16 protein-coding genes, 2 tRNA genes, 1 riboswitch and 1 other annotated feature are annotated in these 22,541 nt (G+C 35.0%); of the genes, 16 read left to right on the top strand and 2 right to left on the bottom strand.

Annotated features, from left to right (window positions below):
- Positions 1-397: 397 nt before the first annotated feature.
- Genes yaaA through gyrA form a run of 4 tightly spaced genes read left to right on the top strand, consistent with a single transcriptional unit; the run spans position 398 to position 6,407 of the window.
- On the top strand, positions 398-631 hold the full coding sequence (gene yaaA, locus MHZ36_RS00440) for a S4 domain-containing protein YaaA (RefSeq protein WP_239228907.1): 234 nt from the start codon (positions 398-400) through the stop codon (positions 629-631).
- On the top strand, positions 628-1,743 hold the full coding sequence (recF, locus tag MHZ36_RS00435; RefSeq protein WP_239228905.1) for a DNA replication/repair protein RecF: 1,116 nt from the start codon (positions 628-630) through the stop codon (positions 1,741-1,743). The genes yaaA and recF overlap by 4 nt, the downstream gene beginning before the upstream one ends.
- Before the next feature lie 12 nt (positions 1,744-1,755).
- On the top strand, positions 1,756-3,687 hold the full coding sequence (gene gyrB, locus MHZ36_RS00430; protein WP_239228904.1) for a DNA topoisomerase (ATP-hydrolyzing) subunit B: 1,932 nt from the start codon (positions 1,756-1,758) through the stop codon (positions 3,685-3,687).
- 35 nt (positions 3,688-3,722) lie between these two features.
- The gene (gene gyrA / locus MHZ36_RS00425) at positions 3,723-6,407 is read left to right on the top strand and encodes a DNA gyrase subunit A (RefSeq protein WP_239228903.1); all 2,685 of its coding nucleotides are present in this window, start codon (positions 3,723-3,725) and stop codon (positions 6,405-6,407) included.
- Positions 6,408-6,784: 377 nt separating this feature from the next.
- On the opposite strand, the gene MHZ36_RS00420 is transcribed toward gyrA, so the two are convergent.
- Positions 6,785-7,597 (bottom strand): NAD(P)H-hydrate dehydratase, encoded by an 813-nt coding sequence (locus MHZ36_RS00420; RefSeq protein WP_239228902.1) that lies wholly within the window; start codon positions 7,595-7,597, stop codon positions 6,785-6,787.
- Positions 7,598-7,989: 392 nt separating this feature from the next.
- On the opposite strand from MHZ36_RS00420, the gene hutH reads away from it, so the two are divergent.
- The 10 genes from hutH (at position 7,990) to MHZ36_RS00370 (ending at position 20,297) form a co-directional block, all read left to right on the top strand.
- Positions 7,990-9,492 carry a histidine ammonia-lyase gene (gene hutH, locus MHZ36_RS00415; RefSeq protein WP_239228901.1) on the top strand — a complete coding sequence of 501 codons (1,503 nt, stop codon included), beginning with the start codon at positions 7,990-7,992 and terminating at the stop codon, positions 9,490-9,492.
- A 71-nt stretch (positions 9,493-9,563) separates the two neighbouring features.
- Positions 9,564-9,758: a binding site (T-box leader), on the top strand.
- A gap of 65 nt (positions 9,759-9,823) precedes the next feature.
- Positions 9,824-11,107, top strand: a complete 1,284-nt coding sequence (gene serS / locus MHZ36_RS00410) for a serine--tRNA ligase (protein WP_239228900.1) — start codon at positions 9,824-9,826, stop codon at positions 11,105-11,107.
- A 319-nt stretch (positions 11,108-11,426) separates the two neighbouring features.
- Positions 11,427-12,122 (top strand): AzlC family ABC transporter permease, encoded by a 696-nt coding sequence (locus MHZ36_RS00405; RefSeq protein ID WP_239228899.1) that lies wholly within the window; start codon positions 11,427-11,429, stop codon positions 12,120-12,122.
- Entirely contained in the window at positions 12,119-12,448 is a 330-nt protein-coding gene (locus MHZ36_RS00400; RefSeq protein WP_239228898.1) for an AzlD domain-containing protein, read from the top strand. Before MHZ36_RS00405 ends, MHZ36_RS00400 begins: the two co-directional genes overlap by 4 nt.
- Before the next feature lie 94 nt (positions 12,449-12,542).
- Positions 12,543-12,648: riboswitch (SAM riboswitch) on the top strand.
- 62 nt (positions 12,649-12,710) lie between these two features.
- Entirely contained in the window at positions 12,711-13,679 is a 969-nt protein-coding gene (gene metX, locus MHZ36_RS00395) for a homoserine O-acetyltransferase MetX (RefSeq protein WP_239228897.1), read from the top strand.
- 255 nt (positions 13,680-13,934) lie between these two features.
- Positions 13,935-14,861: a DUF2232 domain-containing protein gene (locus MHZ36_RS00390; RefSeq protein WP_239229209.1), complete on the top strand. Its 927-nt coding sequence runs from the start codon at positions 13,935-13,937 to the stop codon at positions 14,859-14,861.
- Positions 14,862-14,875: 14 nt separating this feature from the next.
- Positions 14,876-16,843, top strand: a complete 1,968-nt coding sequence (locus tag MHZ36_RS00385; protein ID WP_239228896.1) for a DHH family phosphoesterase — start codon at positions 14,876-14,878, stop codon at positions 16,841-16,843.
- Complete coding sequence (rplI, locus tag MHZ36_RS00380; protein ID WP_042737804.1) at positions 16,840-17,286, top strand: 50S ribosomal protein L9; 447 nt, start codon at positions 16,840-16,842, stop codon at positions 17,284-17,286. Before MHZ36_RS00385 ends, rplI begins: the two co-directional genes overlap by 4 nt.
- 30 nt (positions 17,287-17,316) lie before the next feature.
- A complete protein-coding gene (gene dnaB / locus MHZ36_RS00375) occupies positions 17,317-18,717 on the top strand; it encodes a replicative DNA helicase (protein WP_239228895.1) in 1,401 nt (466 codons plus the stop codon).
- A gap of 290 nt (positions 18,718-19,007) precedes the next feature.
- Entirely contained in the window at positions 19,008-20,297 is a 1,290-nt protein-coding gene (locus tag MHZ36_RS00370) for an adenylosuccinate synthase (RefSeq protein ID WP_239228893.1), read from the top strand.
- Positions 20,298-20,390: 93 nt separating this feature from the next.
- Here the strand turns inward: MHZ36_RS00370 and MHZ36_RS00365 are convergent, their stop codons facing one another.
- Entirely contained in the window at positions 20,391-21,605 is a 1,215-nt protein-coding gene (locus tag MHZ36_RS00365; RefSeq protein ID WP_239228892.1) for a macrolide family glycosyltransferase, read from the bottom strand.
- Positions 21,606-22,009: 404 nt separating this feature from the next.
- On the opposite strand from MHZ36_RS00365, the gene MHZ36_RS00360 reads away from it, so the two are divergent.
- Both MHZ36_RS00360 and MHZ36_RS00355 read left to right on the top strand, forming a co-directional pair.
- Positions 22,010-22,084 (top strand) — tRNA-Glu (locus tag MHZ36_RS00360).
- 7 nt (positions 22,085-22,091) lie between these two features.
- A tRNA-Asp gene (locus MHZ36_RS00355) sits at positions 22,092-22,164 on the top strand.
- Positions 22,165-22,541 lie beyond the last annotated feature (377 nt).

Here is a 22,541-nt window from a genome sequence, read left to right as displayed (position 1 = left end):
AGAGTATCGTTTTAAAAGCCATATAAGCCATAAATAGCTCATTTATAGATGGAAATGGATAAATCGTCCCTAAATTTTAAAATAAGGCTATAAATAGTCTTAAAATGCCTCTAGTGAAATTTCAAATAAATGAGCTCTAAATTATTTTTGAAAAAATATAAAACAGTGGATTTGAAAATTTAACACGTTGAAGCAAAAACATGCTAAAAGAAATTAATAAGTAAGAGTTAAAATTTGGTATAATAATATAAGTAAAACAATAAAGATAAGCACATTTGGATAACATATTTAGAAATAAGGCAAAATATATTGAAAGAAAGCGATTTCTAACTGTATTTTACATGAAATTTAGCGCTAAAAAATGTATAATATATTAATGAGCTTATAAAGAAATGGAGTGATTGATTTGGTTGAAGAAGTAATTGTAGATGGCGACATCACATTAGGACAATTTCTAAAGACAGAAGGTATTATCGAATCTGGTGGCCAGGCGAAATGGTTCTTACAAGATTTTGAGGTCATGATAAATGGCGAACGTGAAACACGTCGAGGTAAAAAACTAAATCATCAAGATAGTCTGGAAATACCTGAAGTTGGGTCATTTTTAATCATTCAACAAGGTGAAGAATGAAATTAAAAGCGCTTCAGCTAGAGCACTATCGTAACTATGAATCCATTTCTATAGAATGTCATCCTGAAGTCAATATATTAATTGGCGAAAATGCACAAGGAAAGACAAATCTACTGGAATCCATTTATACACTAGCACTAGCAAAAAGTCATCGTACGTCAAATGATAAGGAGCTTATACGTTTTGACAGTGACTATGCTAAAATAGAGGGTGAACTAAGCTATCGATATGGCGAGATGCCACTTACGATGTATATCACCAAAAAAGGTAAGCAAGTAAAAATCAATCACTTAGAGCAAAGTAGACTGACACAGTATATCGGCCATTTGAATGTCGTACTATTTGCGCCGGAAGATTTAAATATCGTTAAAGGTTCGCCACAAGTACGACGAAGATTTATAGATATGGAATTAGGACAAATTTCAGCAGTATATCTCAATGATTTGTCGCAATATCAAAGAATATTAAAGCAAAAGAACAATTATCTAAAGCAATTACAGTACGGTCAAAAGACGGACAGTACAATGCTAGAAGTCTTAAATCAACAATTTGCTGAATACGCGCTTAAAGTGACGGAAAGACGTAAACATTTTATTCAAGAATTAGAATCATTAGCAAAACCGATTCATTCTGGTATTACAGATGAACGAGAAACTTTATCTTTAAAGTATTTGCCAAGTATCAAGCTTGACGAAGAGGATAAAAGTGAAACGGAACGTCTAGAGGAAGTCTTAACATTGCTTAATGACAACATGGAACGTGAGAAAGATCGTGGCGTCTGTTTATACGGCCCACACAGAGATGACTTAGGTTTTAACGTCAACGGGATGGATGCGCAGACATATGGATCCCAAGGACAACAAAGGACGACTGCCTTATCGATTAAATTAGCAGAGATTGAGTTGATGAATATCGAAGTAGGGGAGTATCCAATTCTTTTGTTGGATGATGTCTTAAGTGAATTAGATGATTCTCGTCAAACGCATTTATTAAGCACGATACAACATAAAGTTCAAACTTTTGTAACGACGACATCAGTTGATGGTATAGATCATGAAATTATGAAGAACGCTAAACTTTATCGCATTAATCAAGGCGAAATTATAAAGTAACAGAAAGTGAAGGTGGAAGCATTGTCAGATGTGAATAACACGGAAGATTATGGTGCTGGACAGATTCAAGTATTAGAAGGACTCGAAGCGGTCCGCAAACGACCAGGTATGTATATTGGTTCTACTTCTGAAAAGGGGCTACACCACTTAGTGTGGGAAATTGTTGATAACAGTATCGATGAAGCACTTGCAGGTTATGCAGACAAGATTGAGGTCATCATTGAAAAGGACAATTGGATTAGAGTAACTGATAATGGTCGTGGTATCCCTGTTGGTATGCACGAAAAAATGGGTCGTCCAGCGGTTGAGGTTATCTTAACTGTGCTTCATGCTGGAGGTAAATTTGGCGGCGGCGGTTATAAAGTATCTGGTGGATTACACGGTGTAGGTTCATCTGTAGTAAACGCATTATCTGAAGATCTTGAAGTTTATGTACATAAACATGAAAAGATTTATCACCAAGCTTATAAAAAAGGTGCGCCACAATTTGACTTGAAAGTTATTGGTGAAACTGATGAAAACACAGGAACTGAGATACGTTTTAAAGCAGATTCTGAAATATTCACTGAAACAACGACTTATAATTATGAAACATTACAGCAACGTATTAGAGAACTTGCCTTCTTAAATAAAGGCATCACAATTATTTTAAGAGATGAACGTGATGAAGAAGTAAGAGAAGATAGTTATCACTATGAAGGTGGTATTAAATCATACGTTGAAATGTTAAACGAAAACAAAGAACCACTACACGAAGAGCCTATCTATGTACATCAATCAAAAGATGATGTTGAAGTAGAAATTGCTTTACAATATAACAGTGGATTTGCTACTAACTTATTGACATATGCGAATAATATTCACACATATGAAGGCGGTACACATGAAGAAGGATTTAAACGTGCGCTATCTCGAGTGTTAAATAGTTATGGGTTAAACAGTAAAATTATAAAAGAAGACAAAGAGCGTTTATCAGGTGAAGATACACGTGAAGGTTTGACAGCAATTGTGTCAATCAAACACGGTGACCCACAGTTTGAAGGACAAACTAAGACAAAACTTGGTAACTCTGAAGTACGTCAAATTGTTGATAAATTATTCTCAGAGTTGTTCGAAAGATTCCTTTATGAACACCCACAAATTGGGCGTATTGTTGTTGAAAAAGGAATTATGGCTTCTCGAGCACGCCTAGCTGCAAAAAAAGCGCGTGAAGTAACACGTCGTAAATCAGCATTAGAAATTTCAAGTTTACCTGGTAAACTTGCTGACTGTTCTAGTAAAGATCCTGAGCGTAGTGAAATCTTTATTGTAGAGGGTGACTCTGCCGGGGGGTCTACAAAATCCGGTCGTGACTCAGAAACACAAGCAATTTTACCATTACGAGGTAAGATATTGAATGTTGAGAAAGCACGTTTAGACCGTATTTTAAATAACAATGAAATACGTTCAATGATTACGGCATTCGGTACAGGCATTGGTGGAGAATTTGACTTAAGCAAAGCCCGTTACCATAAGATTATTATTATGACAGATGCAGATGTCGATGGTGCACATATTAGAACGTTATTGTTAACATTCTTCTATCGCTTTATGAGACCGTTATTAGAAGCGGGATATGTTTATATCGCCCAACCACCATTGTTTAAATTAACGCAAGGTAAACAAAAATATTATGTGTTTAATGACCGCGAATTAGACAAACTTAAAGCAGAGTTGGATCCTAGTCCAAAATGGTCTATTGCACGTTATAAAGGTCTTGGTGAAATGAACGCGGATCAATTGTGGGAAACTACGATGAATCCTGAAAACCGAGCAATGTTACAAGTATCATTAGAAGACGCGATTGACGCAGACCAAACATTTGAAATGTTAATGGGAGACGTCGTTGAGAATCGTAGACAGTTTATTGAAGATAACGCAGTTTATGCAAACTTAGATTTCTAAATCGATGAACTGAATTTTTGAAGGAGGATATCTTGATGGCTGAATTACCTGAATCAAGAATTAATGAACGAAATATTACGAATGAGATGCGTGAATCGTTTTTAGATTATGCGATGAGCGTTATCGTTTCACGTGCTTTACCAGATGTTAGAGATGGTTTGAAACCAGTACATCGTCGTATACTATATGGATTGAATGAACAAGGTATGACACCTGATAAATCATATAAAAAATCAGCACGTATTGTCGGGGATGTAATGGGTAAATATCACCCTCACGGTGACTCATCTATTTACGAAGCAATGGTAAGAATGGCACAAGAATTCAGCTATCGATATCCTTTAGTTGATGGACAAGGTAACTTTGGTTCCATGGATGGTGATGGCGCTGCTGCCATGCGTTATACAGAAGCACGTATGACTAAAATCACTTTAGAATTACTGAAAGATTTAAATAAAGATACGATTGATTTCATTGATAACTATGATGGAAATGAAAGAGAGCCGTCAGTCTTACCTGCAAGATTCCCTAACCTATTGGTTAATGGAGCATCAGGTATCGCTGTTGGTATGGCAACAAACATTCCACCACATAACCTTACAGAAGTCATTGATGGGATTTTAAGTTTAAGTTATAACTCAGATATTACGATTGCAGAATTAATGGAAAATATTCAAGGACCAGACTTCCCTACTGCTGGTTTAATTATGGGTAAAAGTGGTATTCGACGCGCTTATGAAACAGGTCGTGGATCAATTCAAATGCGTGCTCGTGCTGAAATTGAAGAACGTGGTGGCGGTCGTCAACGTATCGTTGTTACCGAAATTCCATACCAAGTCAATAAAGCACGTATGATTGAAAAAATCGCAGAATTAGCGCGTGATAAGAAAATTGAAGGTATTACAGATTTACGTGACGAAACAAGTTTACGTACAGGTGTTAGAGTCGTTATTGATATTCGTAAAGATGCCAATGCGAGTGTTATATTGAATAATTTATACAAACAAACACCGCTACAAACATCATTTGGTGTAAACATGATTGCACTTGTTAAAGGTAGACCAAAGCTAATCAATTTGAAAGAAGCTTTAGTAGAATATCTAGAACATCAAAAAATAGTAGTTAGAAGACGTACTGAGTATAACTTGAAGAAAGCACAAGATCGTGCGCATATCCTAGAAGGTTTAAGAATAGCGTTAGATCATATTGATGAAATTATTTCAACAATCCGTGAATCTGATACAGATAAAGTTGCAATGGTGAGCTTACAAGAACGTTTTAAATTATCTGAACGACAAGCACAGGCTATTTTAGATATGCGTTTAAGACGTTTGACTGGATTAGAGAGAGATAAGATTGAGGAAGAATATAACAATTTAATTGCTTATATTAAAGAATTACAAGAAATACTAGCAGACGAAGAGAAATTATTACAAATTGTCCGTGATGAACTTATAGAAGTACGTGAGAGATTTGGTGATGAACGTCTTACAGAAATTCAATTAGGCGGTTTAGACAATATAGAAGATGAAGATTTAATTCCTGAAGAACAAATTGTTATCACATTAAGTCACAACAACTATATTAAACGTTTACCAGTTTCAACTTATAGAGCACAACATCGTGGTGGCCGTGGCGTACAAGGTATGAATACATTAGAAGAAGATTTTGTGAGTCAACTGGTGACATTGAGTACGCATGATAATGTATTGTTCTTTACTAATAAAGGACGTGTATACAAACTTAAAGGTTATGAAGTACCTGAGTTATCACGCCAATCTAAAGGTATTCCTGTCGTCAATGCGATAGAGTTAGATCATGATGAAGTAATCAGTACGATGATTGCCGTTAAAGATTTAGAAAGTGAAGATGATTATTTAGTCTTTGCTACACTCAAAGGTATCGTAAAACGCTCAGCGTTGAGTAACTTCTCACATATCAATAAAAACGGTAAGATTGCGATTGGTTTCAAAGATGATGATGAACTTATTGCAGTGCGTTTAACTGATGGTCAAGATGATATCCTTATCGGAACATCACATGCTTCACTTATTCGTTTTCCAGAAACTGCATTACGCCCATTAGGTCGTACGGCAGCAGGTGTTAAAGGTATAACACTTAGAGAAGGCGATAAAGTAATTGGCTTAGATGTTGCAAAATCAGATAGTGATGATGAAATTTTAGTTGTTACTGAAAATGGTTATGGAAAACGTACACCAGTGAATGATTATCGACTTTCAAACCGTGGCGGTAAAGGTATTAAGACAGCTACAGTTACAGAACGTAATGGTAACATCGTATGTATTACGACTGTAAACGGTGAAGAAGACTTGATGGTTGTAACGAATTCAGGTGTTATTATAAGAATCGATGTACAAGATATATCTCAAAATGGTCGTGCAGCTCAAGGTGTAAGATTGATTAAATTGAGCGATGAACAATATGTTTCTACGGTAGCTAAAGTAAATGAAGATGATGAAGAAATAGCTGATGAAGAAACTACAGCTATAGACGCTGAAACAACAGATGTAGCTAATGAAACAGTTGTTGAAGGTGATGCACCAGGTAATGCCATTCATACAGAGGTAGTTGATGACACTACAAGTGATGCTACAGCACCTACTGAAAATGGAGAGCGTCAAGAATTGAGACAAGACTTTATGGACCGAGTTAATGAAGATATTGAAAATGCAGATAATGAAGACGATACAGAAGAATAAATCTTAAACAAAAAAGCAGCTTCCATGATGGAAGCTGCTTTTTTTGTAATTATAAACGGGTTTAATGAAACGACGTAGTAAATCAAAATAAATAGTTATTGAGTGTGTGTAAGAGAATAAAATTTGGGGATGTTATTATAAATTTGCTGTTATTCGATTTCTCAAAAGTAAAGGTATTAGAATATGGTGTTTACATATGACAACTTAATATAAAGGGGTTTGCCACTATTAGATTGCTTAGTAATCAATGTTTATAGAGGTATATACATTTGTGTTTACACCTGTAAATGTCTAATTATTATATATATAATAAAAACAGGACCTATCATCAATACTTGATGCTAGGTCCTGTTTGGTGATTTCTATTGAGTTATCAATTAGTTTTCTAGTGATTTCATTGCACAAGGTATTTCACTGATTAGTCTTGAAGGAGGTACGACATACATCGTTTCAGATAATTGTTCACCGATTAAACTATGGACATAGGCTGCACTTGTTACCGCTTCTTCAATATCATTGAATTGACCAACGAAACTTGTAATCATACCTGCTAATGTATCGCCCATACCGCCTGTAGCCATAGCTGGTGTACCGATAGGTAATTTATATTCATTGTTTTTAAAATAAACTTCAGTTCCATGCTTTTTCAAGACAATTGTTGCCCCGATGCAATCAACTGCTTCTCTATTACGTTCATTACTTTGTTCTTCAATCGGAATACCGCTTAGACGTTCCCATTCCTTTTGATGTGGTGTGAAAATGACTCTACAAGTTGGAATTTCTGGTTTCAATTTACTGAAGATTGTTATAGCATCTCCATCTACGATAAGCGTTTGATGTGGCTGGATATTTTGTAATAGGAAAGTAATTGCATTGTTTCCTTTGAAATCACATCCTAAACCAGGACCAATTAAGATACAGTCAGTGTTTTCAATCATTTTAGTTAACATCTTGGTATCATTGATATCGATAACCATCGCTTCTGGACAACGAGAATGCAATGCTGCATGGTTTGTTGGATGAGTAGCTACCGTAATTAATCCACTTCCACTATAAACACAAGCACGTGCAGCTAGCATAATTGCACCACCTAAATTCACATTTCCACCTATTAAAAGAATCTTACCATAATCACCTTTATGTGTTTCATCTTTTCTTTTAGGGATGTTGACTGATGATAAAGTTTCCAAATTGAAACCTCCTTTTTCGAGTTATATAGTCATTCAGATTATTTAATATAGCTAACCCAATTAATTCACAAATTGGAAGGTTATCATGTAGTTAATTTTTTATATGTTTGTTACCCCACTTGTTCTTATAAAAAATATCGTCTAAGACCTAATTTTTAGTTCGATTTTATAAATACAATAGAGTATATTAAACCTGGTTTGCACTTTAGTCAATAGTTAAAGTGATAAGAAAATATTTGTTTATAGTCAATTAAACTTAAGTAAAACTTTATCCTGATAAAACAGTAATTTAATACCATGTTACGGATGTTTCAATATCTATTGTTGAAACAATTTTGTAAGCGTATACTCGTGTTAATTGTTATAGCATTAAGGATAAAGGAGATGGGATGATGACGTTACAATTAACAGGATCAACACTTACAATAATAGACATTAAACATTTCTTAAGAGATGAAGGCAAGGTAGAAGTAACACAAGATGCATACGAACGTGTGAATCAAAGTCGTGCAATTGTAGAAAAAATCATCAATAATAAAGAAACTATTTACGGCATTACAACAGGTTTCGGATTATTTAGTGATGTTCGAATTGATGAGGGTGAATACAATCAACTTCAAGTCAATTTAATACGTTCTCATGCTTGTGGTATTGGGAAGCCATTTTCAGAAGAAGTTGCATTAATTATGATGGTCTTGAGACTGAATACGTTATTAAAAGGTCACTCAGGGGCTACTGTAGATTTAGTAGAACAACTTGTGTTCTACATCAATCATCGAATTATACCTGTGATACCACAACAGGGCTCATTAGGTGCCTCAGGAGATCTTGCACCACTTTCACATTTGGCACTAGCACTTATTGGTGAAGGCAGTGTTTACTTTAATGGAGAAGAAGTAGACAGTCGGTATGTCTTAAATAAGTTAAATCGTCAACCATTACAATTACAAGCAAAGGAAGGGTTAGCTTTAATCAATGGAACGCAAGCAATGACAGCTCAAGGTGTAATCAGCTATATTGAAGCGGAGAGTCTAGCTTATCAGTCAGAATGGATTGCTTCCTTTACGCATCAAGCATTAAACGGCATAGTTGATGCTTATAATGAAAATGTACATAAGGCGAGAAACTTTCAAGAACAAATGGACGTAGCTGAACGTATGTTAGATTGGTTAGAAGGTTCTGAATTAACGACACGACAAGGTGAAATTCGTGTACAAGATGCTTATACTTTACGTTGTATTCCTCAGATACATGGTGCGAGTTTCCAAGTGCTTAACTACGTGAAAGAAAAACTAGAATTTGAGATGAATGCAGCCAATGATAATCCACTTATCTTTGATGAAGGTGATGAAACACTTATCATTTCTGGAGGAAATTTCCATGGACAACCGATAGCCTTTGCATTAGATTTTTTAAAAATAGGTGTAAGTGAGTTGGCAAATGTTTCAGAACGTCGACTAGAACGACTTGTTAATCCACAGTTAAATAATGGATTACCAGCTTTCTTGAGTCCTAAACCAGGTTTGCAAAGTGGTGCAATGATTATGCAATATGCGGCAGCAAGTTTAGTATCTGAAAATAAAACACTTGCACACCCTGCTAGTGTCGATTCAATTCCTTCATCTGCCAATCAAGAAGATCATGTTTCTATGGGTACAATTGGTTCACGTCATGGTTATCAAATTATAGAAAATGCAAGACGTGTATTGGCAATCGAAGCAATTATTGGATTACAAGCGGTGGAATACAAAGATATAGATAAATTATCACTTAAAACATATGATAAGTATCAGGAATTGAGACATATTTGCCCTTCAATTACGGAAGATAGACAATTTCATAAAGACATCGAAGCAGTTGCACAATACCTACGAGATAGTGCTTATAATGAATAAATTTAATTGTTATAAATATGCTGTCTCTTGAAAATAATAGTGTTATTTGCTATATTTAAATCAACTTAATAAGATATTGTTCGTGGGATAAGTAATATTGATAATGTGATTTCAGAGAGCTTGTGGTTAGTGAGAACAAGTAATCATGATTGATATGAATCTACCTGCTATATGAGAGCAATCGGTTATATCCGTTATTTTAGTGAGAGCGCAGTCTATAAAGACTGTTAAATAGGGTGGCAACGCGTAAAGACCACGTCCCTTGTAATAAGGGGACGTGGTCTTTTTTTGTTACTATCCAAACATAAATATGAGGAGAGGATGAATTAATATGTTAGATATAAAATTATTCCGTAATGAACCAGAATTCGTTAAAGAAAAAGTTGTTAAACGTGGAATGGAAGAGAGTGTCGTTGATGACGTTTTAAACTTAGACGATAAACGTCGTCAGTTAATTGCTCAAGCAGAAGAAATGAAAGCAGAGCGTAATAAAGTAAGTGGTGAGATTGCTCAGAAGAAACGTAACAAAGAAGATGCGGATGATGCTATTGCTGCAATGCGTAATTTGGGTGATGAAATTAAAGTTTTAGATGATACATTAAATCAAGTCGATCAAGAATTAAATGATAAATTGTCACGTATTCCAAACGTGATTCAAGATGACGTACCAGAAGGTGCTTCTGATGAAGATAATGTTGAATTAAAGCGTTGGGGAACACCACGTGAATTTGAATTTGAAGCTAAAGCACATTGGGACTTAGTTGAAGATTTGAAAATGGTTAACTTTGAACGTGCTGCAAAAGTTTCAGGTGCACGTTTTGTATTCTTAACTGGTGAAGGTGCTCAATTAGAAAGAGCATTAATGAACTATATGGTTACGAAACATACAACGCAACATGGCTATACTGAAATGATGGTACCTCAATTAGTAAATGCAGATTCAATGTATGGTACAGGCCAATTACCGAAATTCGAAGAAGATTTATTTAAAGTTGAAAAAGAAGGACTATATACGATTCCAACTGCGGAAGTTCCATTAACAAACTATTATCGCAATGAAATCATTCAACCAGAAGAATTACCTGCAAAATTCACTGCTCAATCAGCATGTTATCGTAGTGAAGCAGGATCAGCTGGTAGAGATACACGTGGATTAATTCGATTACACCAATTTGATAAAGTAGAAATGGTTCGTTTCGAAAAACCAGAAGATTCATTTGAAGCATTAGAAGAAATGACTACGCATGCAGAAGCAATTCTTGAAGAACTTGGTTTACCATACCGTCGTGTGATTCTTTGTACAGGAGATATTGGCTTTGGTTCAAGTAAAACATTCGATTTAGAAGTTTGGTTACCAAGCTACAACGAATATAAAGAAATTAGCTCTTGTTCAAATATTACAGATTTCCAAGCAAGACGCGCAAATATTAGATTCAAACGAGATAAAAATGCAAAACCAGAATTAGTACACACTTTAAATGGTAGCGGGTTAGCAGTAGGTAGAACATTTGCTGCAATTGTAGAAAACTATCAAAATGAAGATGGTTCAGTTACTGTTCCTGAAGCACTTGTTCCATATATGGGTGGAAAGACAGTTATCACACCTGTTAAATAATTTATAAATATTTAGTATAAGCATAGGCACAATCATTTTGTTGTCTATGCTTTTTTATTATGTGGAAGGCAGGGTAGGGGAGGTGTAATTTGAAATAAAGTGAAATAAAACGGGATAAGATTAAGTGGTTTTAGGTATTTGTAATAGAGGATAGTCTAAATAAAATGGGGTAGAAGTAAAGAATAGAAAAGCTATGTTATCAACATTCCAACACTACCGTTTGTCTTACGTAACACAAACCGAAGTCTAAAAAGTCTGGTTGTTTCAATCAGGTTGTAATAGAATGTGAATATCAAAATATAAAAGAAGGGGTGAAATCGTGAAAACACATGTTACATTTAAACAAGGTGTCAAAGAATGTATTCCAACCTTGTTGGGGTATGCAGGTGTGGGTTTATCATTTGGTATTGTTGCGGTAGCATCTGGTTTTAGCCTACTTGAAATTATATTGCTATGCTTAGTAATTTATGCTGGAGCGGCCCAATTCATTATTTGTACTTTAGTCATCTCAGGTACTCCGATAACAGCTATCGTCTTAACTGCATTTATAGTGAATTCACGCATGTTTTTATTGAGTATGACACTAGCCCCGAATTATAAAAATTATGGTTTGCTTAATCGCTTAGGCATGTCTTCACTCATAACAGATGAAACATTTGGTGTTGCAATTACACCACATTTAAAAGGTGAAAATATAAATGATCGCTGGTTACATGGATTAAACATTACAGCATATTTATTTTGGACAGTCTCAGCAGTAGTTGGTGCCATATTTGGCAAATACATACAACATCCAGACGCATTAGGTTTGGATTTTGCTATCACAGCAATGTTTATCTTTTTAGCAGTTTCTCAATTTGAGTCAATTAAGCGTTCACGTATTAGAATTTACTTTGTATTAATTATCTGTGTGATAGTTATGATGCTATTATTTAGCTTGTTTATGCCATCTTATGTGGCGATTATCTTAGCTTCTGTAGTTGCAGCTATGCTTGGGGTGGTGATGGATAAATGACGATTTCTTTACATATGCTTATCATTATATTGTTATGTGGGTTAGTAACTTGGTTAACACGCGTAATTCCATTTGTATTAATTACTAAAATCCAACTGTCTGAAAAGGTCGTTAAATGGCTTTCATTTATTCCAATTACATTATTTACAGCCTTAATTATTGATGGTGTTATTGAACAACAAGATAGCGGGCTTGGTTACACATTAAATATACCTTTTATCATAACGATGGTTCCGACAATACTCATTGCTATTGTTACACGCAGTTTAACTTTTACTATCGTTGGAGGTATTTTAATTACAGCTATATTAAGGTGGCTATTTTAAATAAGTCATTGATGTAAATCGTAATATCCGTTAGAATGACAATAATTAGAAAATTATGACATCTTTAATATAAGATGCATATAAATAAAATAAAATCTTATTTCGAGAAGCAGAGGGACTTGGCCCGTTGAAGCTTCAGCAACCGGCTATATAAGATGTAGTACGGTGCTAATACCAACGAGATACTCGAATGATAAGTATAGTTAAACTTCTTGCTTATTCTAGAGTGGGGAGTTTTTTTATTTTAAGTAGGAGGTAAAAAATGACAAATTATACGGTTGATACTTTAGAATTAGGACCATTTACAACTGAATTTGGAGAAACGATAGCGAATTTGAAATTACGCTATGAGCATGTTGGTTTGCAAGGACAACCACTTGTAATCGTTTGCCATGCCTTAACAGGCAATCATCTCACATATGGTACGAATGAAAATCCTGGATGGTGGCGTGAAATTATCGATGGTGGTTATATGCCAATTCATGATTATCAGTTCTTAACATTCAATGTTATAGGTAGCCCGTATGGTTCAAGTTCGGCACTTAATGATGTGGATTTTCCGCAACATCTGACACTTAGAGATATAGTCAAAGCCATTGAAATTGGTATTGAGACACTTGGATATCAAAAAATTAATATATTGATTGGTGGCTCTTTAGGTGGTATGCAGGCAATGGAACTTTTGTATAACCGTAAATTTGAAGTAGAAAAAGCAGTAATTTTGGCAGCTACAGATAGAACCTCTTCATATAGTAGAGCATTTAATGAAATCGCAAGACAGGCGATATTACTCGATAATAAAGAAGGATTAAGTATCGCAAGGCAGCTTGGATTTTTAACGTACCGATCGTCTAAAAGTTATGATAAACGTTTTTCACCGGATCAAGTTGTAGCTTATCAGAAACACCAAGGTGATAAGTTTAAACAGCACTTTGCATCTGAGTGTTACCTTACACTGCTAGATGTCTTGGATAGTCATGATTTAGATAGAGGCCGTGATGATGTAGATAGTGTATTAAGCACATTAGATACAAAAGTAATGACAATGGGATTCACTGATGATTTACTATACCCTGATGATTTAGTCAGAGCAGCGGGTGAACGATTTAAATATCATAAACACTTCTTTGTTCCCGATAATGTAGGACATGATGGTTTCTTGCTCAATTTCAATGATTGGGCGCCTAACTTATATCATTTCTTAAAAGTTTCTAAATTTAAACGTAAATAAATTGAACAAAAACTTTCTTTAAATATAAAAGACAATGTAGAAGACAGTGAAACGTCGTTATACATTGTCTTTTATTTGGATAAAATAAGTGAAGTGAAGCGATATTAAAATAAGCTAGATTTATCTATTATTTTTTGCAATGAAATTGCGCGACAGAAAATCTTTAAGTTATTTAATTCTTCTATATAAAATGGGTCGGCAAAATTGTGTAAAAGTTTTAAATTGGTTAAAATGGTAGTTATAGTCAAAAATAGTATAGGAGTGGCGAACTTGTTTTCAAAAATATATCCTAAAGCAACTATACTTAGCATCATTGCTTTCGTAGTAGTGGCTTTAGCTTTACATATATTACCACCGCTAGGACTGGTACTTGCTTTGTTTGCAACAATACCAGGTATCATCTTATGGCACAAATCAAAAGAGTCATTCGGCTTTACTGCGGTCATTTCAGTTGTCTTAACAACTTTATTAGGTAATATATTTGTGCTAAGTATCTTGGTCCTCATACTCTTCTTGAGTTTTGTAGTAGGCCAATTATTAAAAGAACGAACATCAAAAGAACGTATTTTATATGTTACAACAACATTTATGAGCATCATTTCACTGATTGCGATTATGTTATTACAAACTTTTGATAAAATACCAAAAGCAACAGCAATTATTAATCCAGTGAAACAACAAATGCATCAACTTATAACAGAAGCGGCAGTTTCCGGAGATTCTAAACTCATTCTTGAAGAAGGTTTCCGCCAGTTTGCAATACAACTACCGAGTTATATCATTATTACAGTATTTCTACTTATATTGATAAATCTTATAATCACATTTCCAATCTTACGTAAATTCAAAATTGCTACACCAATATTCAAACCATTATATGCATGGCAGATGAAACGCTCGATATTAGTCATCTATATTATTGTGTTGTTTTGTGTTATGTTTGCTACCCAATCGGGTACTTTTCAAAGTGTCGTATTAAACTTTGAAATTGTGTTATCATTATGTATGTATATTCAAGGGTTGAGTGTTATTCACTTTTTTGGAAAAGCAAAATCTATGCCAACTGCACTTACGATTATATTAATGGTGATAGGGACAATATTAACACCGTTTACACATATCGTCGGGCTTATCGGATTGGTTGATTTATGCTTTAACCTGAAAAGCATCATTAAAAAATGATTTGGGGTGGAAAAATGAACCGTCAATCCACTAAGAAAGCATTGATTTTACCATTTATTATTTTGGCACTAACCGCTATTGCGCTCGTTGTTGTATGGTTTATATTCAACCAATTAGTTGCAGGTATCGCGACAGTTGTTTTAGTGTTTGTAATTATAGGGACAGCATGGATGGTAAGGCAAGCTTTCCGGAAATTAGACTATTACGTCAATAATCTCAGTGGGCATATTTCTGAGGGTAACAATATTGCGATAAAGACGTTACCTATCGGAATGATTATCTTAGATGAGAACGAAAACATAGAGTGGATGAACCAATTTATGTCAGAACGTTTGAGTCGTAATGTAATTTCGGATCCAGTTAATGAAGTATATCCAAATATTTTAAAGCAATTAGAAAAAACACAAGAAATAGAAATCGAAGAAAATGAATACCACTATCGTGTGCGTTATTCAGAAAATGAACATGTACTGTATTTCTTCGACATTACTGAAGAAATTCAAACCAATGATTTATATGAAGAATCAAAGCCAATTATTGCGACGTTGTTCTTAGATAACTATGATGAAATCACGCAAAATATGAATGATACACAACGTTCAGAAATCAACTCAATGGTAACGCGTGTGATTAGTAGATGGGCAGAAGAACATGACGTTTACTTTAAACGTTATAGTTCTGACCAATTCGTTGCATACTTAAACCAACGTATTTTAAAAGAAATCGAAGATGCCAACTTTAGTATTTTAGGACAATTACGTGAGAAGAGTGTCGGTTATCGTGCTCAACTTACACTGAGTATTGGTGTCGGCGAAGGTTCTGAGAATTTAATCGACTTAGGTGAATTATCGCAATCAGGATTAGATTTAGCACTCGGTCGTGGTGGAGACCAAGTAGCGATTAAAAACATGAATGGTAATGTACGTTTCTATGGTGGTAAGACTGACCCAATGGAAAAACGTACACGTGTAAGAGCGCGTGTTATTTCCCATGCATTGAAAGATATCCTAATGGAAGGTGACAAAGTTATCATCATGGGTCATACACGACCTGACTTAGATGCAATTGGTGGGGCTATTGGAGTTTCACGCTTTGCAATGATGAATAACTTAGATGCCTACATAGTATTAAATGAGTCAGATATTGATCCAACATTACGACGCGTTATGGAAGCGGTCAATGAAAAACCTGAACTTAAAGAACGGTTTATCACTTCAGATGAAGCATGGGACATAATGACTTCTAAGACGACACTCGTTGTAGTCGATACACATAAACCAGAAATGGTACTGGATGAGAACATTTTAAATAAAGCAAATCGTAAAGTCGTTATCGATCACCATAGACGTGGTGAAAGCTTTATCTCTAGTCCGTTACTTGTCTATATGGAACCATATGCAAGTTCGACGGCAGAATTAGTGACAGAGTTGCTTGAATATCAACCGACTGAACAACGTTTAACACGACTTGAGTCGACGATTATGTTTGCTGGTATTATTGTAGATACACGTAACTTTACGTTGCGTACAGGTTCTAGAACATTTGATGCCGCTAGTTATTTAAGAGCACATGGTGCAGATACTATTCTGACGCAACATTTCTTGAAAGATGATATAGATACTTATATTAATAGAACAGAATTGATTCAAACGGTTAAATTGCAAGATAACGGTGTAGCTATCGCACACGGTTCAGAGGATAAAATTTACCATCCCGTTACGGTTGCACAAGCTGCAGATGAGCTGTTAAGTTTAGATGGCGTTGATGCATCTTATGTTGTAGCCAAACGTGAAGATAATGTTGTAGGTATGTCTGCCCGTTCTCTAGGCGCAGTTAACGTTCAATTGACTATGGAAGCCTTAGGTGGCGGTGGTCACTTAACTAATGCAGCGACACAAATTAAAGGTGTCACTGTAGAACAAGCAATTGAACAACTTCAAGAAGCAATAACAGAACAAATGAGTAGGAGTGAGAATACATGAAAGTAATATTCACACAAGACGTTAAAGGTAAAGGTAAAAAAGGCGAAGTTAAGGAAGTACCAGTAGGTTACGCAAATAACTTCTTATTAAAGAAAAATTATGCAATTGAAGCAACTCCAGGAAACTTAAAACAATTAGAACAAAAAAATAAAGCAGCAGAAGCTGAGCGCCAACAAGAAATTGAAGACGCTAAAAAATTAAAAGAACAATTAACTGAGCTCGAAGTTAAAGTATCAGCTAAAACAGGTGAAGGTGGTAAGTTGTTCGGTTCTGTAAGTACAAAGCAAATTGCTCAAGCTTTACTAGATCAACACAACATCAAGATTGATAAACGTAAGATGGATTTACCAAGTGGTATCCATGCATTAGGTTATACTAACGTACCTGTTAAGCTAGACAAAGAAGTTGAAGGTACAATTCGTGTGCACACAGTTGAACAATAATAACGAATTGAAATATGAGGTGTAATCGTAATGGATGGAATGTATGAACAAAATCAAATGCCGCACAGCAATGAGGCAGAACAGTCTGTTTTAGGTGCCATTATCATAGATCCAGAATTGATTAACACAACTCAGGAAGTTTTACTTCCTGAGTCCTTTTATAGAGGCGCACATCAACACATCTTTAGAGCGATGATGAACCTCAACGAAGATAATAAAGATATAGATGTCGTAACAATCATGGATCAATTGTCACAAGAAGGACGATTGAATGAAGCGGGTGGTCCGCAGTATCTAGCGGAATTGACAAATAATGTACCAACCACACGAAATATACAATACTATACAGAAATTGTGTTTAAGCATGCTACAAAGCGAAAGTTAATACAAACTGCAGATAGTATTGCGAATGATGGTTATAATGACGAACTTGAATTAGACGCCATTTTAAATGATGCAGAACGCAGAATCTTAGAGCTGTCATCATCAAGAGAAAGTGATGGTTTTAAAGACATCCGTGACGTACTTGGTGAAGTATACGAGAACGCAGAGGTATTAGATCAAAACAGTGGTCAAACACCAGGTGTTCCTACAGGATATCGTGACTTAGACCAGATGACTGCAGGATTTAATCGCAGTGATTTGATTATTTTAGCAGCCCGACCTTCTGTAGGTAAGACTGCCTTCGCTCTGAATATTGCACAGAAAGTTGCAACACACGAAGATCATTATTCAGTTGGTATCTTTTCACTTGAGATGGGTGCCGATCAATTGGCAACACGTATGATTTGTAGTTCAGGCAATGTAGACTCTAACCGTTTACGAACAGGTTCAATGACTGAAGAAGACTGGAATCGATTTACAATTGCCGTTGGTAAACTATCACGTACAAAAATATTTATAGATGATACACCAGGGATTCGTATTACAGATATTCGTTCGAAATGTCGTAGACTTAAGCAAGAGCATGGTTTAGATATGATTGTCATCGACTATCTACAATTAATTTCTGGTAGTGGTTCACGCTTTTCAGATAACCGTCAACAAGAAGTATCTGAGATATCGCGTACATTAAAAGCGATTGCCAGAGAACTTGAATGTCCTGTTATTGCACTGAGTCAGTTATCACGTGGTGTAGAACAACGACAAGATAAACGTCCGATGATGAGTGATATTCGTGAATCTGGTTCGATAGAGCAAGATGCTGATATCGTGGCCTTCTTATATCGTGATGATTACTACAACCGTGGTGAGGACGAAGATGACGATGATGATGCCAACTTCGAACCACAGACAAATGATGAAAATGGTGAAATTGAAATTATTATCGCCAAGCAACGTAACGGCCCAACAGGCACTGTGAAATTACATTTTATGAAACAGTATAATAAATTTACCGATATCGATTATGCACATGCAGAGATGGGTTAAGAAAATTTTATAAAAAATATTTTCCGTACGATATACAATAGCGAATGTATATCGTACGGTTTTTGTATGTATTTACTTATGTGGAAGTTATGGAAGTATGTGTCCAAAAATGTGCATAATAGTAGTTGGAAGCTTGGTGTTACTATGATTATAGTCTATATAACTAAAATGACTCACAACGAAAATTTTTGAAAATTACAAAAAATCAATGTTCGATTTTTGTTTGCATTATAACTGTGCTATTGGTAGAATACTTAATGGTTAATTGAGAAAAACTTGGAGGTGCTCATATGTCATCAATCGTAGTCGTTGGGACACAATGGGGAGACGAAGGTAAAGGTAAAATTACAGATTTCTTAGCAGAACAAGCAGATGTTATTGCGCGTTTTTCAGGCGGAAATAACGCTGGCCACACAATTAAATTTGGTGGGGAAACATACAAATTGCACTTAGTACCATCTGGTATTTTCTATAAAGAAAAACTTTCAGTCATCGGTAACGGTGTTGTAGTAGATCCAGTTGCTTTATTGAAAGAGTTAGATGCTTTAAATGAAAGAGGTATTTCTACAGATAATTTACGTATTTCTAATCGTGCTCAAGTTATTTTACCTTATCACTTAAAACAAGATGAATATGAAGAAGAACGCCGCGGAGATAATAAAATCGGCACAACTAAAAAAGGTATCGGTCCTGCTTACGTAGATAAAGCGCAACGTATCGGTATCCGTGTTGCAGATTTATTAGATAAAGAAACATTTGAAAAATTATTAAAAGAAAACATTGAATACAAAGATGCTTATTTCAAAGGTATGTTTGGTAAATCATGTCCTTCATTTGATGAAATTTTCGAAGCATACTATGCTGCGGGTCAACGTTTAGCACCATTTGTAACAGATACAGCAAAAGTATTAGATGATGCTTTTGTTGCAGACGAAAAAGTATTATTTGAAGGCGCACAAGGCGTTATGTTAGATATCGATCACGGTACATATCCATTTGTTACTTCTAGTAACCCAGTTGCTGGTAACGTAACTGTAGGTGGCGGTGTGGGTCCAACATTCGTATCAAAAGTTATCGGTGTATGTAAAGCTTATACATCACGTGTTGGTGACGGTCCATTCCCAACTGAATTGTTTGATGAAGACGGACATCATATCCGTGAAGTTGGTCGCGAATATGGTACAACAACTGGACGTCCACGTCGTGTAGGCTGGTTTGACTCAGTTGTATTACGTCATTCTCGTCGTGCAAGTGGTATCACAGATTTATCTATCAACTCTATCGATGTATTAACAGGTCTTGAAAACGTTAAGATTTGTACTGCATATGAATTAGATGGTAAAGAAATCACTGAATACCCAGCAAACTTAAAAGACTTGCAACGTTGTAAACCAATCTTTGAAACATTACCAGGTTGGACAGAAGATGTGACAAGCTGCCGTTCATTAGATGAATTACCAGACAATGCACGCAGATATTTAGAACGTATCTCTGAACTATGTGATGTGAAGATTTCAATCTTCTCAGTAGGTCCAGACCGTAATCAAACAAACTTATTAGAAGATTTATGGGAAGCGTAAATCTTAGATAAATAAAAAACACCTTGCAGTATCCTCTCACTTTCTTCAGAACAGTGAATTGGGCACTACGAGGTGCTTTTTTATTTTATGAAATTAAATTTGAGGACAGAACTCCTTACGAAATTCAAAAATTCGGTCAGCGGCTAATTCATAACCGGCTTTATCACTATTTTGCTCTGCTTTGATTTTACCGATATTTGATTTGTAGTAATCGAGATTTTCTAACATCTCTACTATAGTTTCCTGTAAATGTTCTGGAGTCATTGTTTCAGCATTTAAACGTTGCCCTAATCCAAGGTCTTCAATTTGTTTTGAAACAACAGGTTGATCAGCACTTTGTGGAAATGCCAACATCGGTACATTCATTTTCATTGATTCATTGGTACTGTTCATACCAGCATGTGTTAAGAACAACGAAGTATGTTGTAACAGTTCAACTTGAGGCACAGTAGCCTTAATCACAAAGTTTGATGGTACATCTTCAAAATCATCTAAACTATTCACATTGCCTATTGAAACGACAACAGTAGCATCGACATCTTTTAAAGCTGTGAAACATTTATTGAAAAATGGAATGTTTTGGTTAAACACTGTACCCAAAGAAATATAAATAATAGGACGTGTACGATCAAGTTCATCCATAAAACCAGAATCTGTTGGTTCTTGTACAGAAGGACCGGCAAAGAAAAACTGAGGATTATCGAAAGACTTATAATCGAGTTGGAATTTTTTCATAATATATGAAATGTGCAAATCACCAGGATTATACATCACTTCAAAACGGTTTGGCACATCTACATTATATTTTGATTGAATTTGCTTTCTTAAATTTTCAAAATGCGCATCTGACTCCGCTTTATCTTCTGGATCTACAGTCGTTGCCATAGCATTTAAAAATTGATCAAATGATGTTTTTGTATGTGCGAAAGAAGTTACAGATGAAACTGTTGGGATATTTAATTTTTGAGCTAACAATTTACCACAGCCAAACATTGAATCATAAATCATATAATCATAATGCTCATCTTTCGTTTCTTCTATAAGACGTGGTAACATCATATCTACAGTATTTAAGAGCCCATTAATGACTTGAAATAGATTATCCTTACCATATTCTCTAAATGCGTCAATCATCTCATCCGTGTTAAATGAACGTATTTCAACGCCAGTGTCTTTCAACTTATCTTGAAATTGATCACTCGCATAATATACGATTTCTTCACCGCGTGCTACTAATTCTTTGCATAACGCAACGGTTGGATTAATGTGGCCTGACGGACCAGGATTGATGAATAATACTCTTGCCATTTAATTTCCTCCTAATAGAACTTTAATTTGCTTACCATAATAATTCTAGATGAAATAAATTTTAATTTCTAATAATTTATATTTTTTTATGTTTTTTGAGCTTTAAAAAATAATTTTTGAATATAGGTGCAAGTGTCTGCAAAATGAGTTGGTAAGTTTGTTAAATTATTTTATCGGTATGAGTATGTTTTAGAATTGAGGGATTTTCATTTGAAATGAAAGTTAATATGGAAAATGAGCTATATGATAGAGAATAAATAGTATGGATGATTAGCTAAATAGCAGTAAAAAATACGTTTTTCACACTTAATACAATTAAGATAGAAAATTTTACTTAAAAAACTTTGAAAAAGAGCTTGTCATTACTGATTAGAGTTGCTATAATTTATTTTGTGCTTAAGACAGGCTCCTTGGTCAAGCGGTTAAGACACCGCCCTTTCACGGCGGTAACACGGGTTCGAGTCCCGTAGGAGTCACCATTTTTTAGGTCTCGTAGTGTAGCGGTTAACACGCCTGCCTGTCACGCAGGAGATCGCGGGTTCGATTCCCGTCGAGACCGTATTGCCCATCCAATAGGATGGGCATTTTTTATATCTAAATTTACGTTGAACAGTTTATGTATCGTGCTATCGGACATTTACTATTCAACGTTTTTTAATGACTTTATAAAAAATTGATAATAAATCATGTATAAAACTGTATATAAAGGATTAGTTTGAATTTACAGAGGTTTTAAATCTCATAAATTTTAAATTAATAAATACAGCTATGATGAATTGTTGTTATAAGGCGAAAAACAGACCATTTTACAAAGAATGTAGTATGCTAGTAATAAGAATTGTAGACAAATTTATCTATAATAGAAAATTGTTTATAAAATGAAAAATAGCACTTTAGTTACTAAGTGAATTCATACATGCTATTATTATACAATCT

It is taken from the genome of Staphylococcus sp. ACRSN (assembly GCF_022346615.1).
GTDB lineage: Bacteria > Bacillota > Bacilli > Staphylococcales > Staphylococcaceae > Staphylococcus.
The sequence above is the reverse complement of the archived record's forward strand: the minus strand, read 5'-3'. Positions and strand labels throughout refer to the sequence as shown.

What these genes read in the sequence shown, in the direction of transcription:
- recF (WP_239228905.1), top strand. Translation starts at nt 628, where the DNA reads ATGAAATTAAAAGCGCTTCAGCTAGAGCACTATCGTAACTATGAATCC.
- gyrA (WP_239228903.1), top strand. Translation starts at nt 3,723, where the DNA reads ATGGCTGAATTACCTGAATCAAGAATTAATGAACGAAATATTACGAAT.
- hutH (WP_239228901.1), top strand. Translation starts at nt 7,990, where the DNA reads ATGACGTTACAATTAACAGGATCAACACTTACAATAATAGACATTAAA.
- serS (WP_239228900.1), top strand. Translation starts at nt 9,824, where the DNA reads ATGTTAGATATAAAATTATTCCGTAATGAACCAGAATTCGTTAAAGAA.
- MHZ36_RS00400 (WP_239228898.1), top strand. Translation starts at nt 12,119, where the DNA reads ATGACGATTTCTTTACATATGCTTATCATTATATTGTTATGTGGGTTA.
- metX (WP_239228897.1), top strand. Translation starts at nt 12,711, where the DNA reads ATGACAAATTATACGGTTGATACTTTAGAATTAGGACCATTTACAACT.
- MHZ36_RS00385 (WP_239228896.1), top strand. Translation starts at nt 14,876, where the DNA reads ATGAACCGTCAATCCACTAAGAAAGCATTGATTTTACCATTTATTATT.
- rplI (WP_042737804.1), top strand. Translation starts at nt 16,840, where the DNA reads ATGAAAGTAATATTCACACAAGACGTTAAAGGTAAAGGTAAAAAAGGC.
- dnaB (WP_239228895.1), top strand. Translation starts at nt 17,317, where the DNA reads ATGGATGGAATGTATGAACAAAATCAAATGCCGCACAGCAATGAGGCA.
- MHZ36_RS00370 (WP_239228893.1), top strand. Translation starts at nt 19,008, where the DNA reads ATGTCATCAATCGTAGTCGTTGGGACACAATGGGGAGACGAAGGTAAA.
- MHZ36_RS00365 (WP_239228892.1), bottom strand. Translation starts at nt 21,605, where the DNA reads ATGGCAAGAGTATTATTCATCAATCCTGGTCCGTCAGGCCACATTAAT.